We start from the raw sequence: 20,809 nt of genomic DNA on the forward strand, positions 1-20,809 counted from the left end.
GTTCCCGCTCAGCCCCAGCGGGGCGTGCTGGTGACCATCACGCTCGACGGATAGGGCTGCAGCAATGCTTCGGCCCTTTTCCATTCCGCGCGCAGCCAGGTCTGCAAGGCATCGCCGTGCGCAGGCAGGATCACCGGCATCGCGCTGTGACCTGCATCGCGCCACACGGCATTGGCTTCGCAGGTGAGCAGGGCGAAGCTCGGCACTTCGCTGTCTTTCCACACTCCGGCCATGGCGAACAGTGGCTGGTCCGCGCAGGCCAGCCATAGCGCGCGGCGCTTGGCCGTAGCGGAATCGACCCGCCCCCAAGCCATCACCGCGGTTGCCGGGACCAGGCAGCGAAACTCGCTGTTGCGCAGGTTGCCGATCCAGAACGGGCTGCCCGGATTGCGCACCGTCAGCACGCCGCGACCCTGCTCTCCGGCAGAGGGCGGCGGCGGCACGCCCCAGAGGCGCGGGACCAGGCGCAGCGGCTGTCCCGGCCGGCGCGGTCCGGCCACGAATTCGCGCCCCATGGTCAGGACCGGGGCAAAGCCGCCGGGGGAAACGGTCCCGCCCGCCCATGGATCGGCTCCGCCGGCCGCGCCGAAATGGCGAGCGACCTGAACCGACGGGCAATTGAGACGGTAAAGCACGGTCATGGGCTGGACTGTCTGGCCCAGCCGCCCTAAACTGGCAACATCCCCGGGGAGCCTGTGCTGGCTGAGAGGGGCTGGTCACGCAGCCCGACCCGTTGAACCTGAACCCGTTAGCACGGGCGGAGGGAAGGGTTGCCGCGATCAGGCGCTCCTTCTTTCGTTGCCCAAAAGGAGCGCATCATGGCCGACATCAATTCCAAGCTTGAAATCGGTGTAACCACCGGGGCGATCCGGGGATCGAAGAAGATCCACGTCGGCCCGCTGGGCGTCGCCATGCGCGAAATCCAGCTGGAGCCGAGCAGCGGCGAACCGCCGGTGCGGGTCTATGACACCAGCGGTCCCTACACCGATCCCGCCGCCCAGATCGACATTGCCAAGGGCCTGCCCCAGCTGCGCCGCGAATGGATCATGGCGCGCGGCGATGTCGAGGAATACCAGGGCCGCGCGGTCAAGCCGGAAGACAATGGCCAACTGGGCCCGGACCGTTCGGGCGGCGTGCCCGCTTTCCCGCACCCGGTCACCCGCCCGCTGCGCGCCAAGGCCGGCATGAACGTCAGCCAGATGCATTATGCCCGGCGCGGCATCGTCACGCCGGAAATGGAATATGTCGCCACGCGGGAGAACCTGGGCCGCGAAATGGTGCGCGATCTGGTCCGCGACGGGCAGGACTGGGGCGCCAGCATCCCCGACTATGTGACCGGCGAATGGGTGCGCGAGGAAGTGGCGCGCGGCCGCGCGATCATTCCCAGCAACATCAACCACCCGGAAAGCGAACCGATGGCCATCGGGCGCAACTTCCTGGTCAAGATCAACGCCAATATCGGCAATTCCGCCGTCGCTTCGGACGTGGCGAGCGAAGTGGACAAGATGGTCTGGTCGATCCGCTGGGGCGCGGATACCGTGATGGACCTGTCGACCGGGCGCAACATCCATGACACCCGCGAATGGATCATCCGCAACAGCCCCGTGCCGATCGGCACCGTGCCGATCTATCAGGCGCTGGAAAAGGTCGGCGGCATTGCCGAGGAACTGACCTGGGAGATCTTCCGCGATACTTTGATCGAGCAGGCCGAGCAGGGCGTGGACTATTTCACGATCCACGCCGGGGTGCGCCTGCCCTATATCCCGATGACCGCCAAGCGCGTCACCGGGATCGTCAGCCGGGGCGGCTCGATCATGGCCAAGTGGTGCCTGGCGCATCACAAGGAAAGCTTCCTGTACGAGCACTTCGACGAAATCACCGAGATCATGAAGGCCTATGACATCGCCTATTCGCTGGGCGATGGCCTGCGCCCCGGCTCGATCGCCGATGCCAACGACGAAGCCCAGTTCGCCGAGCTGTACACCCTGGGCGAACTGACCAAGCGCGCCTGGGAACAGGACGTGCAGGTGATGATCGAAGGCCCCGGCCACGTGCCGATGCACAAGATCAAGGAAAACATGGACAAGCAGCTGGCGGCCTGCGGCGAAGCGCCGTTCTATACGCTTGGCCCGCTCGTGACCGACATTGCGCCTGGTTATGACCACATCACCAGCGGCATCGGCGCGGCGATGATCGGCTGGTACGGCACGGCCATGCTCTGCTACGTCACGCCCAAGGAACACCTCGGCCTGCCCGACCGCGACGACGTGAAGGTCGGCGTGGTCACCTACAAGCTGGCCGCCCACGCGGCGGACCTGGCCAAGGGCCATCCGGCAGCCAAGGTGCGCGACGATGCCCTGTCGCGCGCGCGCTTCGAATTCCGCTGGCGCGACCAGTTCAACCTCAGCCTCGATCCCGATACGGCAGAGCAGTACCACGACCAGACGCTGCCGGCGGAAGGCGCCAAGACCGCGCACTTCTGTTCGATGTGCGGGCCGAAGTTCTGCTCGATGAAGATCACGCAGGAAGTGCGCGACTTCGCCGCCAAGCAGAACGCCGGGGTCGAAACCTTCGTCGCCGCTGACGAGGCAGAGAAGGGGATGCAGGAGATGGCCGCGAAGTACAACGAAGGCGGCCGCGAACTCTACATCGGCGCAGGGGACCGCGAACACGATTGATGGGGCCTGAAGCTGTTTCCTACATTGGATTAAATGTTTAAAAGGGCGCTGCGCTGCACCACAACGCATTGAAGGTTGAATTCTTAACCCGATAGGCCTATGGTTCGCCTACATCCGAAGCGAGATTCGGGATGTGCCGCCCGCAAGGGTTTCGCGAAATGTGGACGCAAGGGTTTTCTCGCACAACGGCCTCCTCCCTCTGGGTGGGGGCCGTTTCAATTTCGGGACGGCGGGCAGTTGATGTGAACGAGCCGGGCAAACTTCACGGATTGCAAACGCACTTTGGCGGGTAGGTCGGGATTCTTGTAAGCACTGATGATATGCAGAATTCCATCGATCCCGGGAATTCTGTCAGCTTTACGAAGATTGAAAAATACGGGGAACTGCACTCCATCGATTTCACCATAAAATAGATGTCGCAAGACCCCATTACTATCGCGGCTTTCAAAAGCTTTTCCCGCTATGTTATATTCAACAATCTGTCGTATCTGATGCGAACATTGATGCCTTAAAGGGCAGAATGCCCTTTTTTCTCCGTCCACTGTAAATTCATGTGAGGGGGCGTGCTTGGACGGGTTCCATTTTTCACTGAACACATGGTGACTGAAAGTCACACGCAGCACAGCAGGCGCTGCTAATGGCTCCTTGGCAGGAACGGTCACTTCAAAAGGGGCTAAATGGACAAAGGAATATTCAATACCGTCCAGCGAGAATGACTTCATCTGCATTTATGCTACTGATCCGAAAGCAAAAATGCCTGATAGACATAGCCTAGCGCAAAGCAAACAGCAGTAGCTGAGGCTATGAACAGCTAACTAGCCCTAGCCTTTGGAGTAGCCCTGTTTAGCAAACGCAGAGATTCAGATTTAGCCGCCGGACAAATCTTGTTCCGCATCAGATAGTTCCGCCTGTTCGGGCGGCTGATCGAAGCTTTCGCCCAGCACCTCCAGTTCCGCCACGGTCGCTTCGTTGCCGGTCAGCACCGGGGGCGCTTCTTCGACCTGTAAGGCGGGCTGGCTCGGCAACTGTGGCGAGACCCGCCATTGCGGATCGTAGCGCGCATAGACCGCCGCCTGGTGGTATGAGGGGCTGCCATAACCCACGCTGGGTGACAGGTCCTGCGGCATCGACCAAGCGTACAGCGATTCGGTTTCGGCGCGCAGACTGGCCGCGCGGGTGCGCCATTCCGGCTGCTTCGTTGGCAGAGGAGAAGTGGGCGTTATCCCTGCCAGAACCAGTCCTGAGAAAATTCCGAGCAAGGCTGCACCGGAAAATATCGGGGGGCTATGCATATGATTTTCCGCAAGTTGCCGTTTCCAAGACAACCCGCCGATCCAGTCACCGTTCCAGCAATTGGCCGTAAATCGAGCCGCAATTAACTTGCTGCTGACTATTTTTGCTTACTCTGCGGGCAGCAGCGGCGCTTGGGGCGTCGCCAGCAGAGGAAGGCCATGACGCACCCCTTGCAAATCACTTTCGCCACGGCGGCCGGGGAAGCCGCCTGGGAGGAAAGCCTGCGGGACCTGTTCGAACGGCGCGAGCTGGCCGAGGCGGAGCGCCTGCTGCGCCGCGCCCTGGTCGCCACCGGCAGGGAGATGATGCAGCTGTGCCGTCGCACCGGCCTGAACCGGGTGGAGATCACCGGCTGGGAGGAACTGGTCGAAGCCGTCACCCTGCACGAAGGCCCGCCGATCACCGGCGCGACGATTGCGCTTGGCAACGAAAGCGACCTGGCTTTCGAAAAAGGCTCGCTCCACCGGCCCTACATGATGCTGGGCCTCTATACGGACGAAAGCTGGAGCTGGTCCGCCGCAGAGCCGGAAGAAGCCTTGCAGCAGTGCCGCGACGAGACTCCGGCCTGGGCGGGTTATGACGAGGATATCGAGGCTTTCCTGGAAATCGAGGGCCTGGAAGAACTGAACACCGCGCTGATCCATCACAAGCAGCGCCACTTCATCCGCGAGGATGACGGCGCGCCTGCTCCGCTGCGCTACGTCGAATTCGTCCTGGGCTGCTGGTGGCGCGCGCTGCGGTTTCATCAAGCCGTGGCGCTGCAACTGGACCGGCATGGATTGGGCGGAACGATCCCGGTCATTTCCGGCCTGATCGACATGCGGCCCGAAGTGGTTTCGGTCCACTGGCCCCTGGTTCGCGAGCTGCCGGTGATGCAACCGGTCAGCCATGACGAGGACGAAGACGAGGAAGAGGAAGACGACCAGCCGACCCTCACCCGCTTCAACCTGATCCAGCGGGGCCGGTTGGTGCTGGATGAAGATGTCAGTCCCGCCGGTGCATCGCTGCGCCGCCGGATCGAAACGGCAGAGGCGGAAGCGATCGAAGATGTCGTCGATGCACCGGGCCTGATGAAACGGTTGCTCAATCGCAGCTAGGGCAGTTCGGACAGGACGCGCTCTACTTCGGCGGGCTCGCACAGCCCCGTTCCCGGCGTCAGCACCGCTGCGGTTCCCGCTGCAATCCCGCGCCGGAAGGCCTGCTCCGGCGGTTCGCCCCGCAACAGCCCGTGGACCATCCCGGCGACGAAGCTGTCCCCTGCGCCAGTGGCCGAGCGCGCGACCGCCTGAACGCCTGGATGCGTGACCACGCCTGCCTGGTGGGCCAGTACCGCACCCTGCTCGCCCATGGTCACGGCGATCATCTGCGCCTTGCCCGCCCGGACCAGTTCCAGCGCCGCCGCCCCAATTTCCTGGGGCGAGGCAAATTTGCGTTCCAGCAGAATCTCGAACTCGCCGATGCTGGGCTTGGCGAGATAGATCCCGCCCGCTTCGAACGCGGCCTTCAGCGCCGCGCCCGACGTGTCGAGTACCAGTCTGCGCCCCTGCTGCGCCAGCGGAGCGGAGAGGCTGGCGAAGAAATCCGGAGCAACGCCGCGCGGCAGCGAGCCGGACGCGACCAGCCAGGGGCACGGATTGTCCAGCACCGCCCGGACCGCCGCTTGCGCTTCGGCCTGTGACACGGCGGGGCCTTCCGGCACAAAGCGGAATTCATGACCGGTCGAGCGTTCATAGACCGCCAGGCTCATCCGCACCTGGTCGTGCATCGGCACGGCAGTCCGGGCCAGGCCCGCATTGTCCAGCAGGCCGTCGAGCAAGGCTCCGGTCGGCCCGCCGGACATGTAGATCGCCTCAACCGGCGCGCCGAAGCGGTGCAGGACGCGGGCAACGTTGAGGCCCCCGCCGCCCGGATCGTAGCGCTCGTTATGGGTGCGGATCTTGTGCGTGGGCGAGACGGTCTCCGCCTCGCACGAGGAATCGATCGCCGGGTTCATCGTCAGGGTGGCGATGCGTTCCACCAGACGACCCCTGCCCTAACGCTTGCGGACGAATTCGGCGCGCAGGACCAGGCCCTTGATCCCGGGATATTTGCAGTCGATTTCCTGACTGTCGCCGGTCAGCCGGATCGACTTGATCAGGGTGCCCTGCTTCAGGGTCTGCCCGGCGCCCTTGACGTCCAGGTCCTTGATCAGGGTCACCGCATCGCCATCGGCCAGCAGGTTGCCCACTGCATCGCGCACTTCGACGGCACTTGCCGCCGCCTGCTTTGCCGCCAGTTCCGAGGCCGGCAGCCATTCGCCGCTTTCCTCGTCATAGACATAGTCTTCATCGCTGCTCATGCCCCCGGCCTAGAGCGGTTGCCCCTTGCCTGCAAGCGCGGTGACTTCCGTTCGCGCTACAGCCCTTGGACGATCAGCCGCAGGCCAAGCGCGACCATCAGCAGATAGATCAGCGTATAGAACCGCGCGGTGTCCATCCGGCGCACCAGCCAGACGCCCACCAGAGTGGCGACGATGGCCAGCGGAAAGAGCAGGGCGGCAGCTTCCAGCACTTGCCGGTCGAAGGAGCCGAGCAGGACGTAGCTTGGCACTTTCATCCAGTTGACTGCCGCAAAGGTCAGCGAACTGGTGCCGACGAAGACTTCGTGCGGCAGGCGGCGCGGGGTGACCCACATCTGGAACGGCGGGCCACCGGCATGGGCGATCTGGCTGGTAAAGCCCATGGCGACGCCGAACAGCGTCCCGACCCAGCCGGGCGAGCTTGAGGCAGCAACGATCCGCCCGCCGCGCTCGATCCACAGGCGATAGATCCCGAAGGCCAGGGTGATGATCCCCAGCACGACCAGCAGACGCTCTTCCGGGACGGCAGCGGCCAGGCCAGCGGCAAGTGCGATTCCGGCAACCGCGCCGGGCAGCATCCAGCCGACGATCCACCCGTCCCAGGTCTTGCGATAGGACCAGACGCTGACCACGTCCTGGACCATCAGGACCGGAAGCAGCACCGCCGCGGCCGTCACCGGGGGAAGCGAGAGGGCAAGCAGCGGCGTGGCCAGCGCGCCAAGTCCCGAGAACCCACCCTTGGCCAGGCCCAGGATGACCACGGCAATCACGGCCAGCACCAGGGTCATTGGATCGGACAGCAGTTCCATACCTCTGCCAAGGCCACGGATTTGCCCGCTGCGCAAGTGTCTCGACCTTGGCGCTGCGCCCGGCTAGGCTTGGCGCACGCAATTTCAACAGGATTACAGATGCGCCTTCCTCTTCTGCTTGCCGGTACGATCTCCGTCGCTCTTGTTTCTGCCGCGGCCCTGCCGGCAAAGCAGCCGCGCTCGCCCGAACAGGTCGCCGCTGCAGCTCTGGCTGCGGCGCCAGTCTGGGACGGGCATAACGACGTGCCGGAGCAGATGCGCGATCGCCGCAAGAACGTGCTGCAGGGCTTCGACTTTACCGATACGACCGGCACGGCCGACGCAGCCAGCGGCACGGCGGCGATGCAGACCGACCTGAAGCGGATGCGCGCGGGCAAGGTCGGCGCGCAGTTCTGGTCGGTCTATGTCTCGGCCAATCTCAACGACCAGCAAGCGGTGCAGGCCACGCTGGAGCAGATCGACGTGACCAAGCGGCTGATTGCGCGGCATCCTGCGGACCTGACCCTGTGCCTCGATTCCGCCTGCGTCGAAGCGGCGTTCAGGAAGGGCCGCATCGCCAGCCTGATGGGCATGGAAGGCGGGCATTCGATCGGCAGCAGCCTGGCCGTGCTGCGCCAGATGTACGCACTGGGCGCGCGCTACATGACGCTGACCCACTTCAAGAACAACAGCTGGGCCGATGCAGCCACCGATGCCCCCGCGCATAACGGGCTGACTCCGCTGGGCAAGGACATGGTCCGCGAAATGCAGCGGCTGGGCATGCTGGTCGACGTCTCGCACGTCAGCGAGAAGACCATGCTGGACGTGCTGGAAGTGGCCCGCGCCCCGATCATTGCCAGCCACTCCAACGCCTTTGCGATCAACCACCATCCGCGCAACGTGCCGGACGTGGTGCTTGACGGAATCAAGGCCAACGGCGGGATCGTCATGGTCAACTTCTACCCGCCCTATGTGGTCGAGGCGGCGCGCCTGTGGGGTGCCAACCGCGATGCGGAGGAAGCGCGGCTCAAGTCCCTGTGGCGCGGCCAGCCGGACAAGGCGAAGGCGGCTCTGACCGAATGGGAAAAGGCCAACCCCATGCCCAAGGGTTCGGTCAAGGACGTGGCCGATCACCTGGACTATATCGCCAAGCGGATCGGAGTGGACCACGTCGGGCTCGGCGGCGATCTGGACGGGGTCGAAACCACTGTGGTCGGCATGGAGGATGCGTCGACCTATCCCGCCCTGTTCGTGGAACTGGCGCGGCGCGGGTGGGGCCAGCAGGACCTGGCAAAGCTTGCCAGCCGCAACATGCTGCGCGTGCTCAAGTCAGCCGAGCAATATGCCGCGACCCAGCGCGGCGCGGCGCCGCTCGAGAACCCCGCAACCAGCTTCTGAACCAGGCCTATCCGGCGGCGTCGCTCGCCGCCGGATCGGGATTGTGGGGTGCGGTCGCCGTGCCGACCAGTAGGGTCACGCCATAGAGCAGCAGCAGGAGTGCGAGGCTCATCAGCAGGATGCGAAAGGCGAAGGTGCCTTTGCGCCCGGCCTTCGCTTCTTGCGCATCGACATGGATTTCTTCGCCATCGCGGCCTTCGCGGTGCATGAAACGTCTCCGCCTTGGTTCGTCCGGATAAGCAACGCCTGACCCGACGGGGCGGTTCCGCTCAGTGGGCCTCCATCCGCCCCAGCATGCGGAAGAAGAAGGCCGTGGACCAGCCGATCAGGACCATGCCGAGAATCGATTCGAACGCCCCCAGCAGCCGCCACTGCGGCGCGATGTGGATGTCGCTGTAACCGACCGTGGAATAGGAGATGGTCGAGAAATAGAGCGCGTCCTCAAGCCCGCTGACCGCACCCAGCCCCGTATAGACGAAGGCGAACAGCCAGATTTCCAGCCCGTGCAGCGCCAGGATCGACACCACGATGCCCAGGGTGAAAGCCACCCCGCGCGGCGAGAGCGGCGCGATCTGCTTCAGCCGCTCAACCGCCGTCTCGCCACGCAGGGCGTGCGACAGGCTGAACAGGCCCAGGCCGTGGATCACCACGCACAGCACGGCAAGCATGCTGGATACGGCGAACTCGGCCCAGAGCTGCGACATGCCTAGTCGCGCAGCAGTTCGTTGATCCCGGTCTTGGCGCGGGTCTGGGCATCGACGGTCTTGACGATAACCGCGCAATAGAGCGACGGCCCGGGCGTGCCATCGGGCAGCGGCTTGCCGGGCATGGAGCCGGGGACGACCACGGAATAGGGCGGCACGCGGCCGATGTGGATTTCGCCGGTCGCGCGGTCGACGATCTTGGTCGAAGCGCCGATATAGACGCCCATCGACAGCACGGCACCTTCGCAGACGCGCACGCCTTCCACCACTTCGCTGCGCGCACCGATGAAGCAGTTGTCCTCGATCACCACCGGATCGGCTTGGAGCGGCTCCAGCACGCCGCCGATGCCGACCCCGCCCGACAGGTGCACGTTCTTGCCGATCTGGGCGCAGGAACCGACCGTGGCCCAGGTATCGACCATGGTGCCTTCGCCCACGTTGGCGCCGATGTTGACGAAGCTCGGCATCAGGATCACGCCCTTGCCGATGTGCGAGCCGCGCCGGACGACCGCGCCGGGGACCACGCGAAAGCCTGCTTCGCGGAACCGGTTCTCGCCCCATCCGGCGAACTTCGACGGCACCTTGTCAAAGGCCGGCGCGCCCGCCGCGCCGTTTTCGATCACCACGTTGTCGTTCAGGCGGAACGAGAGCAGCACCGCCTTCTTCAGCCACTGGTTGACCTGCCAGCCGCCCTGTCCGTCCGGTTCGGCAACGCGCGCCTTGCCGCTGTCCAGCAATTCCAGCGCGGCATCGACGATCTCGCGGACGTCGCTGCTGGCAGGCGTAACGCCATCGCGCGCTTCCCAGGCTTGTTCGATCGCGGCGGCAAGATCAGCGGACATGTCGGGTACTCCAGAATAAAGTTCGCTCGCGGCCTAAAGCGCCCGGCCGATCGGGGCAAGCGCGGGTTAGCAAGGAGGGGCCAAGAAATTCTCTGTTAAGCTTGCAAGTGCAAGGATTGCCTAGGTACCACTACGCGTGCGGCGTAGGGGCCGCAAAGGGTCTGAGTCCATGTCAAAAGCCGTCTTCGTTCAAGCACGCTGGCACATGGGTGCGGCGATGCTGTCCTTTGCGCTGGTCGCCGGTTGCGGGGGCGGAGGCGGTGGCGGGGGCGGCGTCGCCCCGATTCCGCCTGCGCCCACTCCCAGTCCGACGCCGACCCCGACGCCCACGCCGACGCCCAGCCCGAGTCCCACACCGACTTCGGCATTCCTGACCGCAGAGTTCAACCGTTCGACGGGGCCAGCGCAGCACGGCGCGATCACCGCCTGGTCGACCGGTTATACCGGCAGCGGAGTTACCATCGGGATCATCGATTCCGGCATCGACACGGACAATCCCGAATTCGCGGGCCGGATCGCAAGTTCCTCGCGCGACGTGGTCAGCTCAGGCCGCGGCCTGGACAACCCGGACGACGATCACGGCACCCAGGTGGCCCTGACCGCCGCCGCCGCGCGCAACAACCTGGGCATTGTCGGGATCGCCTACAATGCGACCATCGCGATGTTCCGCGCCGATTCGCTGGGCAGCTGCGCAACCCAGGTGGACACCGATCCGAAGAGCGGTTGCAGCTTTTCCGACAGCGCGATTGCTGCCGGGGTCAATGCCGCCGTCGCAGGCGGGGCCAAGATCATCAACCTTTCGCTGGGCGGCTCTTCCCCCAATTCCCAGCTGCGCAGCGCGATTGCCAATGCCGCGAATGCGGGGGTGGTGATCGTCGTTTCCGCCGGGAACGACGGCGATTCGACCGAAGCGGGCATCGATCCCAACAACCCCGACCCCTTCGCCGCCGGGCTTCGTTCGGCCGGTAACGGCAACGTGATCATCGTCGGCTCGGTCGATGCCAACAACGTGATTTCCGGCTTTTCGAACCGGGCCGGAAACGAAGCCACCTGGTACATGACCGCACGGGGCGAGCGGGTCTGCTGCGTCTATGAAAATGGCGAGATGAAGGTCGTCACCAACCCGGACGGCAGCCGTTCGGTCTATGTGGTGTCGGGCACCAGCTTTGCCGCACCGCAGATCGCCGGAGCAGCCGCCCTGCTGCGCCAGGCATTCCCCAACCTGACCGCCGTGCAAGTGGTGGACCTGCTGCTGCGCACCGCGCGCGATGCGGGCGCTGCCGGGACCGACGCGGTCTATGGCCGCGGCATCCTGGACATCACCGCCGCCTTTGCCCCGCAAGGCGCCACCACCCTTGCCGGAAGCGTCACGGCCCTGCCGCTGGGCAGCAGCACCGGGGTCACCTCCGCGCCGATGGGCGACGCGGGCACCGGCAAAGGCCCGCTGGGCGCGATCGTACTCGACGAATACCAGCGCGCCTATCAGGTCGACCTGGCCGCCGGGTTCAGCAACGCGCGCCAGCAGGCCCGCCTGGGTCCGGCGCTGGAACGCGAAACGCGCCACGTGTCGCTGGGCAATGATCAGGTCTCGCTGGCCTTCTCGGTCGATGCGCGCGGGCGCGTGGCGCAGATGCCGTGGACCGGCCAGTTGCGCCTGTCCCCGGAAGACGCGGTTCAGGCACGGGTCCTGGCAGGCCGCGCCGTGGCGCGCGTGGCCCCCAATTCCAAAATCGCCTTTGCCTTTTCGCAGGGCACTGACGGGCTGGTGGCCCAGCTGCAAGGACGCAGCCAGCCTGCCTTCCTGATTGCCCGCTCGCCGCTGGACGATGTCGGCTTCGGCCGCGACCAGAGCTTCAGCTTTGCTGCAAGGCACCAGCTGGGCAAGACCGGCCTGTCCATTGCCGCAGAGCACGGCTCGGCCATTTCCGCCGCCCCGGTGCTGAGCGGGCTGAGCAACCTGGCGCAGACCCGGCTCACCCCGGCAGACCGCATTGCCGTGACTTTCGACCGCAGCTTCGGCCCGGTAGACGCCTCGCTCGGGGTAAGCTGGCTGGGCGAGCGGCGGACCTTCCTGGGCGCGCTGTTCCACGACGGACTGGGCGCGGGCGGCGCGAACAGCCTGTTCGTGGACGCCAATGGCGAATGGCGCTTTGCCCCGGATTGGCGGCTGGGCGCGGCCTGGCGCGGCGGACAGACCTGGGCCAGGACGGGCGGCTCCATCGCCGCCGGATCGCGCCTGCGCAGTTCGGCCTGGGCGGTGGACCTCGGCCGCGAGAACCTGTTCAAGGCGGGCGACAACCTGGCCCTGCGCCTGTCCCAGCCACTGCGCGTGGAAAGCGGCGGCCTGAACCTGCGCCTGCCGGTGGACTATTCCTACGCGACGCTAAGCCCGACTTACGGCGACCGGCTGATTTCGCTGGCCCCCAAGGGACGCGAACTGGACGCCGAACTGCTCTGGCGCGGTCCGCTCGCCAGCGGCTCGGCCATGGTCAGCCTGTTCTACCGCCGCGACCCGGGCCACTTCGCCCATGCGCCGGACGACAAGGGCGTGGCGGCCAGCTGGTCCTGGCAGTTCTGAGGCCTCTGGGGGCGGATAGGGCGCGACACCCTTCGACAAGCTCAGGGTGAGCGGGTCTTGGGACGCGCCGCACACCCCGCTCAGGCTGAGCTTGTCGAAGCCGGATTGGCCAGATGGGTTCACGCAGAGGCGCGGAGAAGAAAGGGAGGCGCGAAGGGGGCTGCGTCCAAGTTGACACAGTTGACACCCTGTCCACTTCTTCCAACAGGCTCAAAACGGCAGAAATGCTGGGCTTCCCGCGCCTTTTCGTAAAAGTGTTCACGCGGGGGAGCGAAAAAACAGAGCCAGCACGCAGATCTTCTCTGCGCGGACAGCGGGCGTGAGAGATCGACAATTGCAAAGAGCCGCCGCGAATTTAGCAGGCGGCGGCAGAGTAGGAAAACCGGGCGGGGCCTTGATCCGCCCGCCGCCGGATAATGGTTCGCGCAGAGGACGCAGAGGACGCGGAGATGCCAGGAACCCAAGCGTTCCCCCGTCATCCCGGCGAAGGCCGGGACCCAGTCCGGCGAACAAGGTCGCCGCATGCGGCGACGTTTCTATAGGGGCTGGGCTCCGGCCTGCGCCGGAGTGACGGAGGTTGCTATCTCTGCGTCCTCTGCGCTCTCTGCGCGAAACTATTTCCGCTGCCGTTAGGGAATGACGCGACACCCTTCGACAAGCTCAGGGTGAGCGGGTCTGGGGGGCAACGCCAGGTGCCTTACACCCCGTTCTGGGTGAGCGGGTCTGGAGGGCGGATGACCTTGCCCCACACACACCGCTCAGGCTGAGCCTGTCGAAGCCGGATCGGCCAGCGCCAGACCGCGTGGCCCGGCGCTGCCCAACGTGTCTTACATCCCCGCCTTGCGCGCGAATTCCGCCGCCCGGTCGACCAGCGGCTGGACGCGGTCGGACATGGCCTTGGCATGGGCCGAGCTGGCCGTGCCGTCGATCACGCGCTTCTTGATGCCCTGCATGATCCCCGCCAGGCGGAAGAAGTTGTAGGCGAAGTACCAGTTCATGTCCGGCACGCTGGTCCGCCCGGTCTTTTCGCAATAGCGCTCGACCACTTCTTCCAGCTCCGGAATGCCCAGCGCCTTACGGTCAATATCCTGCACGCCCGAGCGACCGCCGTTGTCGGTCACCCAGGCCATGGCGACATAGGAAAAGTCGCCCAGCGGGTCGCCCAGGGTGGACAGTTCCCAATCGAGCACGGCCAGCACTTCCGGGCGGTCCTTGGCCCAGATCATGTTGTCGATCCGGTAATCGCCGTGGACCACGCTGGTGCGGGTCTGTTCAGGCAGGGTGGCCGGAAGCCATTCGATCAGCCGTTCCATGTCCGGCATCAGCTCGGTTTCGGACAGCTTGTACTGCTTGGTCCAGCGATCGACCTGGCGGCCGAAGTAGTTGCCCGGCTTGCCATAGTCGGACAGGCCCGCCTTCTCCACATCGACCGCGTGCAGCGCGGCCAGGGTGTCGATCATCGCCATATAGGTGGCGCGGCGGTATTCCGGCGCATCGTTGGGCATGGCGCCGTCCCAGATGGTGCGGCCATCGACCATGCCCATGACGTAGAACCACGAACCGACCACGCTGTCGTCGGTGCACAGGCCGTATTGCGGCGCGGCGGGGAAGCCCGCCTTCGACAGCGCGGCCTGGACCTTGTATTCGCGGTCGACCGCGTGGGCGCTGGGCAGCAGCGGGCCGAACGGCTTGCGCCGCAGCACGTAGTTGCCGCTTTTCGCCTCGATCTTGTAGGTCGGGTTGGACTGGCCGCCCTTGAACTTGGTCAGGTGCAGCGGACCTTCGAAACCGGCCACATTGGCCTGCATCCATTCGGTCAGCCGGGCTTCGTCCAGCTTGTCCGCACCTTCCGGTTCCACCGTGCCGACAAAGGCTTCGTCCGCGTTGAGCAATTCGGTCATTTCCGCCTCTTACTGATCGAACACGATGACCGAGCGGGCCGAAGCGCCGGACTTCATCGTTTCGAAGCCTTCGTTGATCTTTTCCAGCGGGATGCGCTCGGCAATGATCGTGTCGAGATCGAGCAGGCCGCGCATGTAGAAATCGACCAGACGCGGCATGTCGACCGGGAAGTGGTTCATCCCCATGATCGCGCCTTGCAGCTTCTTGCCGGAAAGCAGGTCCATGGCCGAGAGGCCGACCGAATGGTTCAGGGGCATCATGCCCAGGATCGTGGCCGTGCCGCCGCGGCGCAGCGACTTGACCGCGAGGTCACCCGAGGCCGGACGGCCCACGGCCTCGACCGCGTGATCGACCCCGCCCTTCGTCAGTTCGACGATCTGCGCGGCGGCATCGTCGGCCAGGGCGTCCACCGTGTGGGTTGCGCCCAGCTTGATCGCCAGGTCGCGCTTTTCCGGCATCGGATCGGCGGCAATGATCTTGCCTGCACCGGCGATCTTGGCGGCGTTGATCGCGGCCAGGCCGACGCCGCCGCAGCCGACCACGGCCACGGTTTCGCCCGGCGTCACCTTGCAGGCGTTGAAGATCGTACCCGCGCCGGTCGTCACCGCGCAGCCGATGACCGAGGCGCGGTCGAGCGGCATTTCCGGATCGATCCGGGTGCAGGCGTGTTCGTGGATCAGCATCATTTCGGCAAAGGCCGACAGGTTCAGCATCTGGGCAACCGGGCTGCCATCCTGGCGCGACAGGCGCGGCGCGTCGCCGGGGGCGCGGCGGGTATCGCCGCCCAGGCACAGTGCCATGCGGCCGGTGACGCAGAATTCGCAGTGGCCGCAGAAGGCCGAAAGGCAGGTCACGACGGCATCGCCGACCTTGACCGTGCGCACTTCGCTGCCGACCGCTTCGACGATTCCCGCGGCTTCATGGCCCGGCACGGCGGGCAGGGCGTGGGGATAGGTGCCTTCGATGAAGTGAAGGTCGGAATGGCACAGGCCGCAGGCTGCCGTGCGGATCAGCACCTCGTGCGGGCCAGGCTTGCTGATCTGGAGGTTCTCGATCTCCAGCGGCTGATTCGGTGCAACCAGGACTGCGGCTTTCATCATTCTCTCTCCCTAATGAATCCCCGCCCGCTTGCGGGAGGGGTTGGGGGAGGGCCTGTTATCGGCGGCTGCGATAACAGGCCCTCCCCCTGCCCCTCCCATGGCTGGGAGGGGGGTTTTGGCGCGCCTTCCGCAAAGCGGTCGGCGCAGTTCAGTTAACGCGCCACGCCGAGATCGCCCGAGCTCGGGCCGCTTTCGGGCTGCGGCGCATATTTGCCGAACTCGATACGGGCGATCGAGCGGTTGTGCACTTCGTCCGGGCCATCGGCAATGCGCAGGGTGCGCTGGCCCGCGTACATCTTGGCCAGACCGAAGTCTTCCGAAACGCCGCCACCGCCGTGGGCCTGGATCGCATCGTCGATCACCTTCAGCGCCATGGTCGGCGCCTTGACCTTGATCATCGCGATTTCAGCCTGGGCGGCCTTGTTGCCGACCTTGTCCATCATGTCCGCGGCCTTGAGGCAGAGAAGGCGCGAGCATTCGATTTCGATGCGGGCTTCGGCAACGCGCTGTTCCCAGATCGAGTGGCTGCTGATCGGCTTGCCGAATGCGATGCGGCTGCTGAGGCGCTTGACCATCCGGGCCAGCGCTTCCTCGGCCACGCCGATGGTGCGCATGCAGTGGTGGATACGGCCCGGCCCGAGGCGACCCTGGGCGATCTCGAACCCGCGCCCTTCGCCCAGCAGCATGTTGCTGGCCGGAATGCGGACGTTGTTGAGCTTGATTTCCATGTGACCATGCGGCGCATCGTCATAGCCGAAGACCGGCAGGTGACGGACGATTTCCACGCCCGGAGCGTCCAGCTCCATCAGCACCATCGACTGCTGCTGGTGCTTCTTCGCTTCGAAGTCGGTCTTGCCCATGACGATCGCGATCTTGCAGCGCGGATCGCCCGCGCCCGACGACCACCACTTGGTGCCGTTGATCACATATTCGTCACCTTCGCGGCGGATCGAGCATTCCACGTTGGTCGCGTCGGACGAGGCGACCTGCGGCTCGGTCATCAGGAAGGCAGAGCGGATTTCGCCGTTCATCAGCGGCTTCAGCCACTGTTCCTTCTGCTCGCGCGTGCCATAGCGGTGCAGCACTTCCATGTTGCCGGTATCCGGCGCGGAGCAGTTGAACACTTCCGAAGCCCAGCCCACGCGGCCCATTTCCTCGGCGCAGAGCGCATATTCGAGGTTGGTCAGGCCGGGACCGTCGAATTCGAAGGTATCGTCCACGTGGGTGCGGCCGGACTGCGGCGGCATGAACAGGTTCCAGATGCCCTGGGCCTTGGCGCGGGCCTTTTCCTCTTCAATGACCGGAAGGACTTTCCAGCGCCCACCTTCGGCGTCCTGCTTCTTGTAGTCGCCCTGGCGGGGACGGACGTGGTTTTCGATGAATTCGCGGACGCGGTTGCGCCAGTACACTTGCCGTTCGGTGGGATCAAAATCCATTGCTTCTTCCTTTCCTCATACTGTCGAATCTCGCTTGCGCTCCTGCCACGGTGCAGGCCTTGCGCCAAGGGTGAATTAACTGTGCGGTTAATGCTTCAGACTATGGGTGCATTCCCTCTGCATCCGGGTTTGAACGAGCCGCCGCCAGGGCCGCCAGCCGCGCCTCATGATCGGCGCGGGTGATCGGGAAACGGCGGATGACCAGCGCAACACACATGGCAAAAACCACCACCGCCATGGCATAGGTCAAAGACAGCGTATCAAGTACCGCTTCGGGCACTTGGCCGGGCTTGGCCTTTTCCGGCATCTCGGCAAAGGCCAGCAGTTGCCCGGTGGTGAAAATGCCCAGGCCCGTCGCGCACTTGGTCATGAACATGTTGCCGGCAAAGAACGCGCCTTCGCTGCGCCGCCCGGTCCGTTCCTCGGATGCCTCGACCACGTCGGCGACCATCGAACTGGCCGAGATCATGGCCGAGACGTTGAACACGTTGGACAGGAAGAACAGCGTGAACAGCGGCCAGGTCGATTGCGGCGTGCCAACCTGCGGCCACAGGTCGGCGGCGTGCAGCAGGAACGGGCTGGTCCAGAAGGCCGCGCCGGTCAGAGCCGCGAAAACCGCCGTGTCGCGCTTGCCCCAGCGCTTGTGCAGATGGGGCAGCAGCAGGAAAGTCGTCACCACGCTGGCGAACAGGACAAAGGGAAACAGGCCCAGGTCCTGCGGCGTGAACTGCCAGATGAACAGGTAGAGGTAGTTGCTGATCGAGAAGGTGATCCCCTGGCTGGTATAGGCCAGCCCGCCGCCCAGCAGCAGGATCACGAAGGCGCGGTGCGAAAAGCTTTCGCGCAGTTCGCTGAATGCCGTGGCCAGGCTGAACTTCGACCGGTGGCGCGGGGGATAGCCGGATGCGATCCTGTGCTGCGCAATCGCCGAAATCAGCACCGCGCCGGTGATCAGGAAGGCGCCGGTCAGGCCATAGGCGCGGTATCCCTCCGCATCGAGCAGGCCCTTGGCCAGGAACACGTCATAGGCCAGGAACATCACGAACAGCCCGCCGCCCCAGCCGAACAGGAAGCGGAAGCGCATCAGCCGGGTCCGCTCGTCATAGTCGCGGGTCAGTTCGGGAACGAGCGCGACCGAAGGCACCTCGCAGCACGAAACCAGCGCGCGGACTGCCACGGCCAGGCCGACCAGCCCCCAGAAGGTCGGCTGGGTCGTTTCCGACCACATCAGGTACCAGCTGATTCCCAGCGGAATCGCCGCGATGTAGAGCCAGGGCAGGCGCCGCCCCCAGCGGGTATGGGTGCGATCCGACAGGTAGCCGATGATCGGGTCGATGATCCCGTCGATCACCAGGGCCAGCATCAGGGCCAGGCTGACCAGCTGCGCGCTCATCCCCAGGACCTGGTTGTAATAGAGCAGCAGGAAGGTGGAGAACCCGTTGTCCTTCACCCCATAGGCGATCGAGCCCATGCCATGGAACAGCGCCAGCCGCGTCGGGATGCGGCCCTGAATCGGCTGCATCAGGCTTTCACCGCGCCTGCCCCGGAAGCTTCGGCCATGGCCTGAAGCGCGTCGAACAGGCCGGGCGCTTCCGGATCCCAGCTGTGGCGTGGGCCGACCGTGATCCCGCCATCGACGATCAGCGAGGCCCCGGTCATGAAGCCTGCCGCCTCGCTGCACAGGAAGGCGACGGCATTGGCGATGTCATCCGGCTGGCCGCCGCGCGCCACCGGCTGCGCCTGGCTCGACATCTGGGCGATCATCGCCTTGGCCGTGTCGACCAGTTCGGCCGGCATTTCCATGCTGGCGGTGAAGATGTTGGTGTTGATGAAGCCTGGCTGCACCGCGTTCACGCGGATGCCGTGCTGGGCCAGATCGGTTGCGGCGCACTTGGTCAGGTGCAGCACGCCCGCCTTGGCCACGGCATAGGCGGTGGGCGAATAGCCCGGACCGACCGCCGCGACGGAGCTGGTGTTGACGATGGCCGCGCCGGGGCGCTGCTTCATGTGCGGCACGGCATAGCGGATGCCCATGGCGACCGAGCGGAGCAGCAGGTCCATCGTCCGGTCCCAGCCATCGGCGTCGATCTCGTCAATCGGTTCGCGCGCGCCGCCCGCCCCGGCATTGTTGAACACCACGTCGATCCCGCCGCAGGTTCCGGCGGCATGGTCCATCAGCGCCTTGATCTGGGCCACGTCACAAACGTCGCAGGCGACGGGGATGATATTGTCGCCTTCGCGGGCGACCGCCTCGGCCCCGGCCAGGTTCAGGTCGGCGGCAAAGACCGTTGCCCCTTCGCGGGCGAACAGCAGGGTGGTGGCGCGCCCGATTCCCGATGCTGCACCCGTTACGACGACGCTTTTGCCCGAGAATCGCATGGCCTCTCCTTCTCTCTTGTTTGCGCTAAGCTTAGGTCGCGAAGCGGCGCGGTCAACGCCCTTTGGCTTGACGCTACGGCAAGCTTGCAATCCTACAAATCGCAGAAATCCGGGCTTGCACAGGGGAGCAGAGTCCCCTTAATCCTGCGGTTAAAGAGAGGAGTCACAACCATGTCCGACCTTGATGCCTTCCGCGCCGAAATCCGCGCCTGGCTTGAAGAAAACTGCCCGCCCGAAATGCGTGAACCCGTCCGTGACGAGGATGACGTCTGCTGGGGCGGCCGCAAGTTCAAGTTCAAGAACGAAGCACAAAAGCAATGGCTCGAACGCTGCGCGGCCAAGGGCTACACCGTTCCGGACTGGCCCAAGCCCTATGGCGGCGCGGGCATGTCGCCTGCCGAAGCCAAGATCTGGCGCGAGGAAATGCACCGCATCGGCGCGCGCCCGCCGCTCTCCTCGTTCGGCATCTGGATGCTGGGCCCGGCTCTGCTGAAATTCGGCACCGAAGAGCAGAAGGTTCATTACCTGAACCAGATCGCGCGCGGCGAGATTCGCTGGTGCCAGGGCTATTCCGAGCCGGGTTCGGGATCGGACCTCGTCAGCTTGCAGACCTATGGCGAAGACAAGGGCGATCACTGGGTGGTCAACGGCCAGAAGATCTGGACCTCCTATGCCGACAAGGCCGACTGGATTTTCTGCCTGGTCCGCACCGACAAGACCAACAAGTACCAGGGCATTTCCTTCCTGCTGTTCGACATGGAAAGCCCCGGCGTTTCGACCAAGCCGATCCTGCTGATCAGCGGTAATTCGCCGTTCTGCGAAACCTTCTTCGACAATGTGAAGGTGCCCAAGCACCAGATCGTCGGCGAACTGAATCGCGGCTGGGACGTGGCCAAGTACCTGCTGGGCCACGAGCGCGAGATGATCTCGGGCGCGGGCGGCAACGACCGGCTCAACACCATCGGCGCCTTCTGCAAGCGCAATGGCCTCGAAGACCCGCTGCTGCGCGCCGAACTGGCAATGTTCGACGTCGATGCCCTGGCCTTCACCGCCATGGGCGAGAAGTTCCTCGATGAAATCAAGGTCGGCAAGGCCCACCCGGCCCAGCCGAACATGATGAAGTACGCCGGGACCGAGTTGAACAAGCGCCGTCACGAACTGCTGATGGCGGCTGGCGGCAGCGCGGCGCTGGAATGGGAAAGCGAAAGCTCGAACGGCGGATCAAAGGCGCGTTCGTGGCTGCGGACCAAGGCCAACTCGATCGAGGGCGGCACCAGCGAAGTCATGCTCAACGTGATTTCGAAGCGCATCCTGGACCTGCCGGGGGCTTAATCTTGGCGTCGTCCCCGGCCTGACCGGGGACCGCTGGCCTC

General features: G+C 65.0%; 19 protein-coding genes and 1 riboswitch. Of the genes, 5 read left to right on the top strand and 14 right to left on the bottom strand.

Features of this window, described 5'->3' with window-relative positions; translation table 11 throughout:
- Positions 1-8: 8 nt before the first annotated feature.
- Positions 9-641, bottom strand: a complete 633-nt coding sequence (locus ACQKOE_RS09160) for an SOS response-associated peptidase family protein (RefSeq protein ID WP_427512515.1) — start codon at positions 639-641, stop codon at positions 9-11.
- 34 nt (positions 642-675) lie between these two features.
- A riboswitch (TPP riboswitch) is annotated at positions 676-783 on the top strand.
- A 35-nt stretch (positions 784-818) separates the two neighbouring features.
- Here ACQKOE_RS09160 and thiC point away from each other — a divergent pair.
- Positions 819-2,678 carry a phosphomethylpyrimidine synthase ThiC gene (gene thiC, locus ACQKOE_RS09165; RefSeq protein ID WP_374589905.1) on the top strand — a complete coding sequence of 620 codons (1,860 nt, stop codon included), beginning with the start codon at positions 819-821 and terminating at the stop codon, positions 2,676-2,678.
- 215 nt (positions 2,679-2,893) lie between these two features.
- Here thiC and ACQKOE_RS09170 read toward each other — a convergent pair whose 3' ends face one another.
- Together ACQKOE_RS09170 and ACQKOE_RS09175 are read right to left on the bottom strand one after the other, a co-directional pair.
- Positions 2,894-3,406, bottom strand: a complete 513-nt coding sequence (locus ACQKOE_RS09170; protein ID WP_427512516.1) for a hypothetical protein — start codon at positions 3,404-3,406, stop codon at positions 2,894-2,896.
- Positions 3,407-3,544: 138 nt separating this feature from the next.
- A complete protein-coding gene (locus tag ACQKOE_RS09175; RefSeq protein ID WP_427512517.1) occupies positions 3,545-3,937 on the bottom strand; it encodes a hypothetical protein in 393 nt (130 codons plus the stop codon).
- Positions 3,938-4,129: 192 nt separating this feature from the next.
- Here ACQKOE_RS09175 and ACQKOE_RS09180 point away from each other — a divergent pair, with 192 nt between their 5' ends.
- Positions 4,130-5,068 (top strand): hypothetical protein, encoded by a 939-nt coding sequence (locus ACQKOE_RS09180; RefSeq protein WP_427512518.1) that lies wholly within the window; start codon positions 4,130-4,132, stop codon positions 5,066-5,068.
- On the opposite strand, the gene ACQKOE_RS09185 is transcribed toward ACQKOE_RS09180, so the two are convergent.
- The 3 genes from ACQKOE_RS09185 to ACQKOE_RS09195 are packed head-to-tail and all read right to left on the bottom strand — an operon-like array spanning position 5,065 to position 7,118.
- The gene (locus ACQKOE_RS09185; RefSeq protein WP_427512519.1) at positions 5,065-5,988 is read right to left on the bottom strand and encodes a 1-phosphofructokinase family hexose kinase; all 924 of its coding nucleotides are present in this window, start codon (positions 5,986-5,988) and stop codon (positions 5,065-5,067) included. The two genes, ACQKOE_RS09180 and ACQKOE_RS09185, sit on opposite strands and share 4 nt — an antisense overlap.
- A gap of 15 nt (positions 5,989-6,003) precedes the next feature.
- Entirely contained in the window at positions 6,004-6,309 is a 306-nt protein-coding gene (locus ACQKOE_RS09190) for an alkylphosphonate utilization protein (protein ID WP_427512520.1), read from the bottom strand.
- A 56-nt stretch (positions 6,310-6,365) separates the two neighbouring features.
- The gene (locus tag ACQKOE_RS09195; RefSeq protein ID WP_427512521.1) at positions 6,366-7,118 is read right to left on the bottom strand and encodes a sulfite exporter TauE/SafE family protein; all 753 of its coding nucleotides are present in this window, start codon (positions 7,116-7,118) and stop codon (positions 6,366-6,368) included.
- A 99-nt stretch (positions 7,119-7,217) separates the two neighbouring features.
- On the opposite strand from ACQKOE_RS09195, the gene ACQKOE_RS09200 reads away from it, so the two are divergent.
- The gene (locus tag ACQKOE_RS09200) at positions 7,218-8,495 is read left to right on the top strand and encodes a dipeptidase (protein WP_427512522.1); all 1,278 of its coding nucleotides are present in this window, start codon (positions 7,218-7,220) and stop codon (positions 8,493-8,495) included.
- A gap of 7 nt (positions 8,496-8,502) precedes the next feature.
- On the opposite strand, the gene ACQKOE_RS09205 is transcribed toward ACQKOE_RS09200, so the two are convergent.
- From ACQKOE_RS09205 to dapD, 3 genes are all read right to left on the bottom strand, one after another.
- On the bottom strand, positions 8,503-8,703 hold the full coding sequence (locus ACQKOE_RS09205) for a hypothetical protein (RefSeq protein WP_374589897.1): 201 nt from the start codon (positions 8,701-8,703) through the stop codon (positions 8,503-8,505).
- Between the two features lie 61 nt (positions 8,704-8,764).
- Complete coding sequence (locus tag ACQKOE_RS09210; RefSeq protein WP_427512523.1) at positions 8,765-9,199, bottom strand: ion channel; 435 nt, start codon at positions 9,197-9,199, stop codon at positions 8,765-8,767.
- A 2-nt stretch (positions 9,200-9,201) separates the two neighbouring features.
- Positions 9,202-10,041: a 2,3,4,5-tetrahydropyridine-2,6-dicarboxylate N-succinyltransferase gene (gene dapD, locus ACQKOE_RS09215; protein ID WP_427512524.1), complete on the bottom strand. Its 840-nt coding sequence runs from the start codon at positions 10,039-10,041 to the stop codon at positions 9,202-9,204.
- Between the two features lie 169 nt (positions 10,042-10,210).
- Between dapD and ACQKOE_RS09220 the strand changes: the two genes are divergently transcribed.
- Entirely contained in the window at positions 10,211-12,619 is a 2,409-nt protein-coding gene (locus ACQKOE_RS09220) for a S8 family peptidase (RefSeq protein ID WP_427512525.1), read from the top strand.
- A gap of 827 nt (positions 12,620-13,446) precedes the next feature.
- Here the strand turns inward: ACQKOE_RS09220 and ACQKOE_RS09225 are convergent.
- The 5 genes from ACQKOE_RS09225 to ACQKOE_RS09245 all read right to left on the bottom strand — a co-directional run bounded on the left by ACQKOE_RS09225 (position 13,447) and on the right by ACQKOE_RS09245 (position 19,436).
- Complete coding sequence (locus tag ACQKOE_RS09225) at positions 13,447-14,520, bottom strand: phosphotransferase family protein (RefSeq protein ID WP_374589893.1); 1,074 nt, start codon at positions 14,518-14,520, stop codon at positions 13,447-13,449.
- 9 nt (positions 14,521-14,529) lie between these two features.
- The gene (locus ACQKOE_RS09230; RefSeq protein WP_427512526.1) at positions 14,530-15,621 is read right to left on the bottom strand and encodes a Zn-dependent alcohol dehydrogenase; all 1,092 of its coding nucleotides are present in this window, start codon (positions 15,619-15,621) and stop codon (positions 14,530-14,532) included.
- A 152-nt stretch (positions 15,622-15,773) separates the two neighbouring features.
- A complete protein-coding gene (locus tag ACQKOE_RS09235) occupies positions 15,774-17,057 on the bottom strand; it encodes an acyl-CoA dehydrogenase family protein (protein WP_374589891.1) in 1,284 nt (427 codons plus the stop codon).
- Positions 17,058-17,157: 100 nt separating this feature from the next.
- Positions 17,158-18,579: an MFS transporter gene (locus tag ACQKOE_RS09240; protein ID WP_427512527.1), complete on the bottom strand. Its 1,422-nt coding sequence runs from the start codon at positions 18,577-18,579 to the stop codon at positions 17,158-17,160.
- Complete coding sequence (locus tag ACQKOE_RS09245) at positions 18,579-19,436, bottom strand: SDR family NAD(P)-dependent oxidoreductase (RefSeq protein ID WP_427512528.1); 858 nt, start codon at positions 19,434-19,436, stop codon at positions 18,579-18,581. Before ACQKOE_RS09245 ends, ACQKOE_RS09240 begins: the two co-directional genes overlap by 1 nt.
- A 171-nt stretch (positions 19,437-19,607) precedes the next feature.
- Between ACQKOE_RS09245 and ACQKOE_RS09250 the strand changes: the two genes are divergently transcribed.
- A complete protein-coding gene (locus ACQKOE_RS09250) occupies positions 19,608-20,768 on the top strand; it encodes an acyl-CoA dehydrogenase family protein (RefSeq protein ID WP_374589888.1) in 1,161 nt (386 codons plus the stop codon).
- Positions 20,769-20,809 lie beyond the last annotated feature (41 nt).

The organism is Novosphingobium sp. NPDC080210, from assembly GCF_050281025.1.
Classification (GTDB): domain Bacteria; phylum Pseudomonadota; class Alphaproteobacteria; order Sphingomonadales; family Sphingomonadaceae; genus Novosphingobium.

What these genes read in the sequence shown, in the direction of transcription:
- ACQKOE_RS09245 (WP_427512528.1), bottom strand. Translation starts at nt 19,436, where the DNA reads ATGCGATTCTCGGGCAAAAGCGTCGTCGTAACGGGTGCAGCATCGGGA.
- ACQKOE_RS09220 (WP_427512525.1), top strand. Translation starts at nt 10,211, where the DNA reads ATGTCAAAAGCCGTCTTCGTTCAAGCACGCTGGCACATGGGTGCGGCG.
- ACQKOE_RS09225 (WP_374589893.1), bottom strand. Translation starts at nt 14,520, where the DNA reads ATGACCGAATTGCTCAACGCGGACGAAGCCTTTGTCGGCACGGTGGAA.
- ACQKOE_RS09190 (WP_427512520.1), bottom strand. Translation starts at nt 6,309, where the DNA reads ATGAGCAGCGATGAAGACTATGTCTATGACGAGGAAAGCGGCGAATGG.
- ACQKOE_RS09180 (WP_427512518.1), top strand. Translation starts at nt 4,130, where the DNA reads ATGACGCACCCCTTGCAAATCACTTTCGCCACGGCGGCCGGGGAAGCC.
- ACQKOE_RS09240 (WP_427512527.1), bottom strand. Translation starts at nt 18,579, where the DNA reads ATGCAGCCGATTCAGGGCCGCATCCCGACGCGGCTGGCGCTGTTCCAT.
- ACQKOE_RS09250 (WP_374589888.1), top strand. Translation starts at nt 19,608, where the DNA reads ATGTCCGACCTTGATGCCTTCCGCGCCGAAATCCGCGCCTGGCTTGAA.
- ACQKOE_RS09195 (WP_427512521.1), bottom strand. Translation starts at nt 7,118, where the DNA reads ATGGAACTGCTGTCCGATCCAATGACCCTGGTGCTGGCCGTGATTGCC.
- thiC (WP_374589905.1), top strand. Translation starts at nt 819, where the DNA reads ATGGCCGACATCAATTCCAAGCTTGAAATCGGTGTAACCACCGGGGCG.
- dapD (WP_427512524.1), bottom strand. Translation starts at nt 10,041, where the DNA reads ATGTCCGCTGATCTTGCCGCCGCGATCGAACAAGCCTGGGAAGCGCGC.
- ACQKOE_RS09235 (WP_374589891.1), bottom strand. Translation starts at nt 17,057, where the DNA reads ATGGATTTTGATCCCACCGAACGGCAAGTGTACTGGCGCAACCGCGTC.
- ACQKOE_RS09200 (WP_427512522.1), top strand. Translation starts at nt 7,218, where the DNA reads ATGCGCCTTCCTCTTCTGCTTGCCGGTACGATCTCCGTCGCTCTTGTT.
- ACQKOE_RS09170 (WP_427512516.1), bottom strand. Translation starts at nt 3,406, where the DNA reads ATGCAGATGAAGTCATTCTCGCTGGACGGTATTGAATATTCCTTTGTC.
- ACQKOE_RS09160 (WP_427512515.1), bottom strand. Translation starts at nt 641, where the DNA reads ATGACCGTGCTTTACCGTCTCAATTGCCCGTCGGTTCAGGTCGCTCGC.
- ACQKOE_RS09210 (WP_427512523.1), bottom strand. Translation starts at nt 9,199, where the DNA reads ATGTCGCAGCTCTGGGCCGAGTTCGCCGTATCCAGCATGCTTGCCGTG.
- ACQKOE_RS09205 (WP_374589897.1), bottom strand. Translation starts at nt 8,703, where the DNA reads ATGCACCGCGAAGGCCGCGATGGCGAAGAAATCCATGTCGATGCGCAA.
- ACQKOE_RS09230 (WP_427512526.1), bottom strand. Translation starts at nt 15,621, where the DNA reads ATGATGAAAGCCGCAGTCCTGGTTGCACCGAATCAGCCGCTGGAGATC.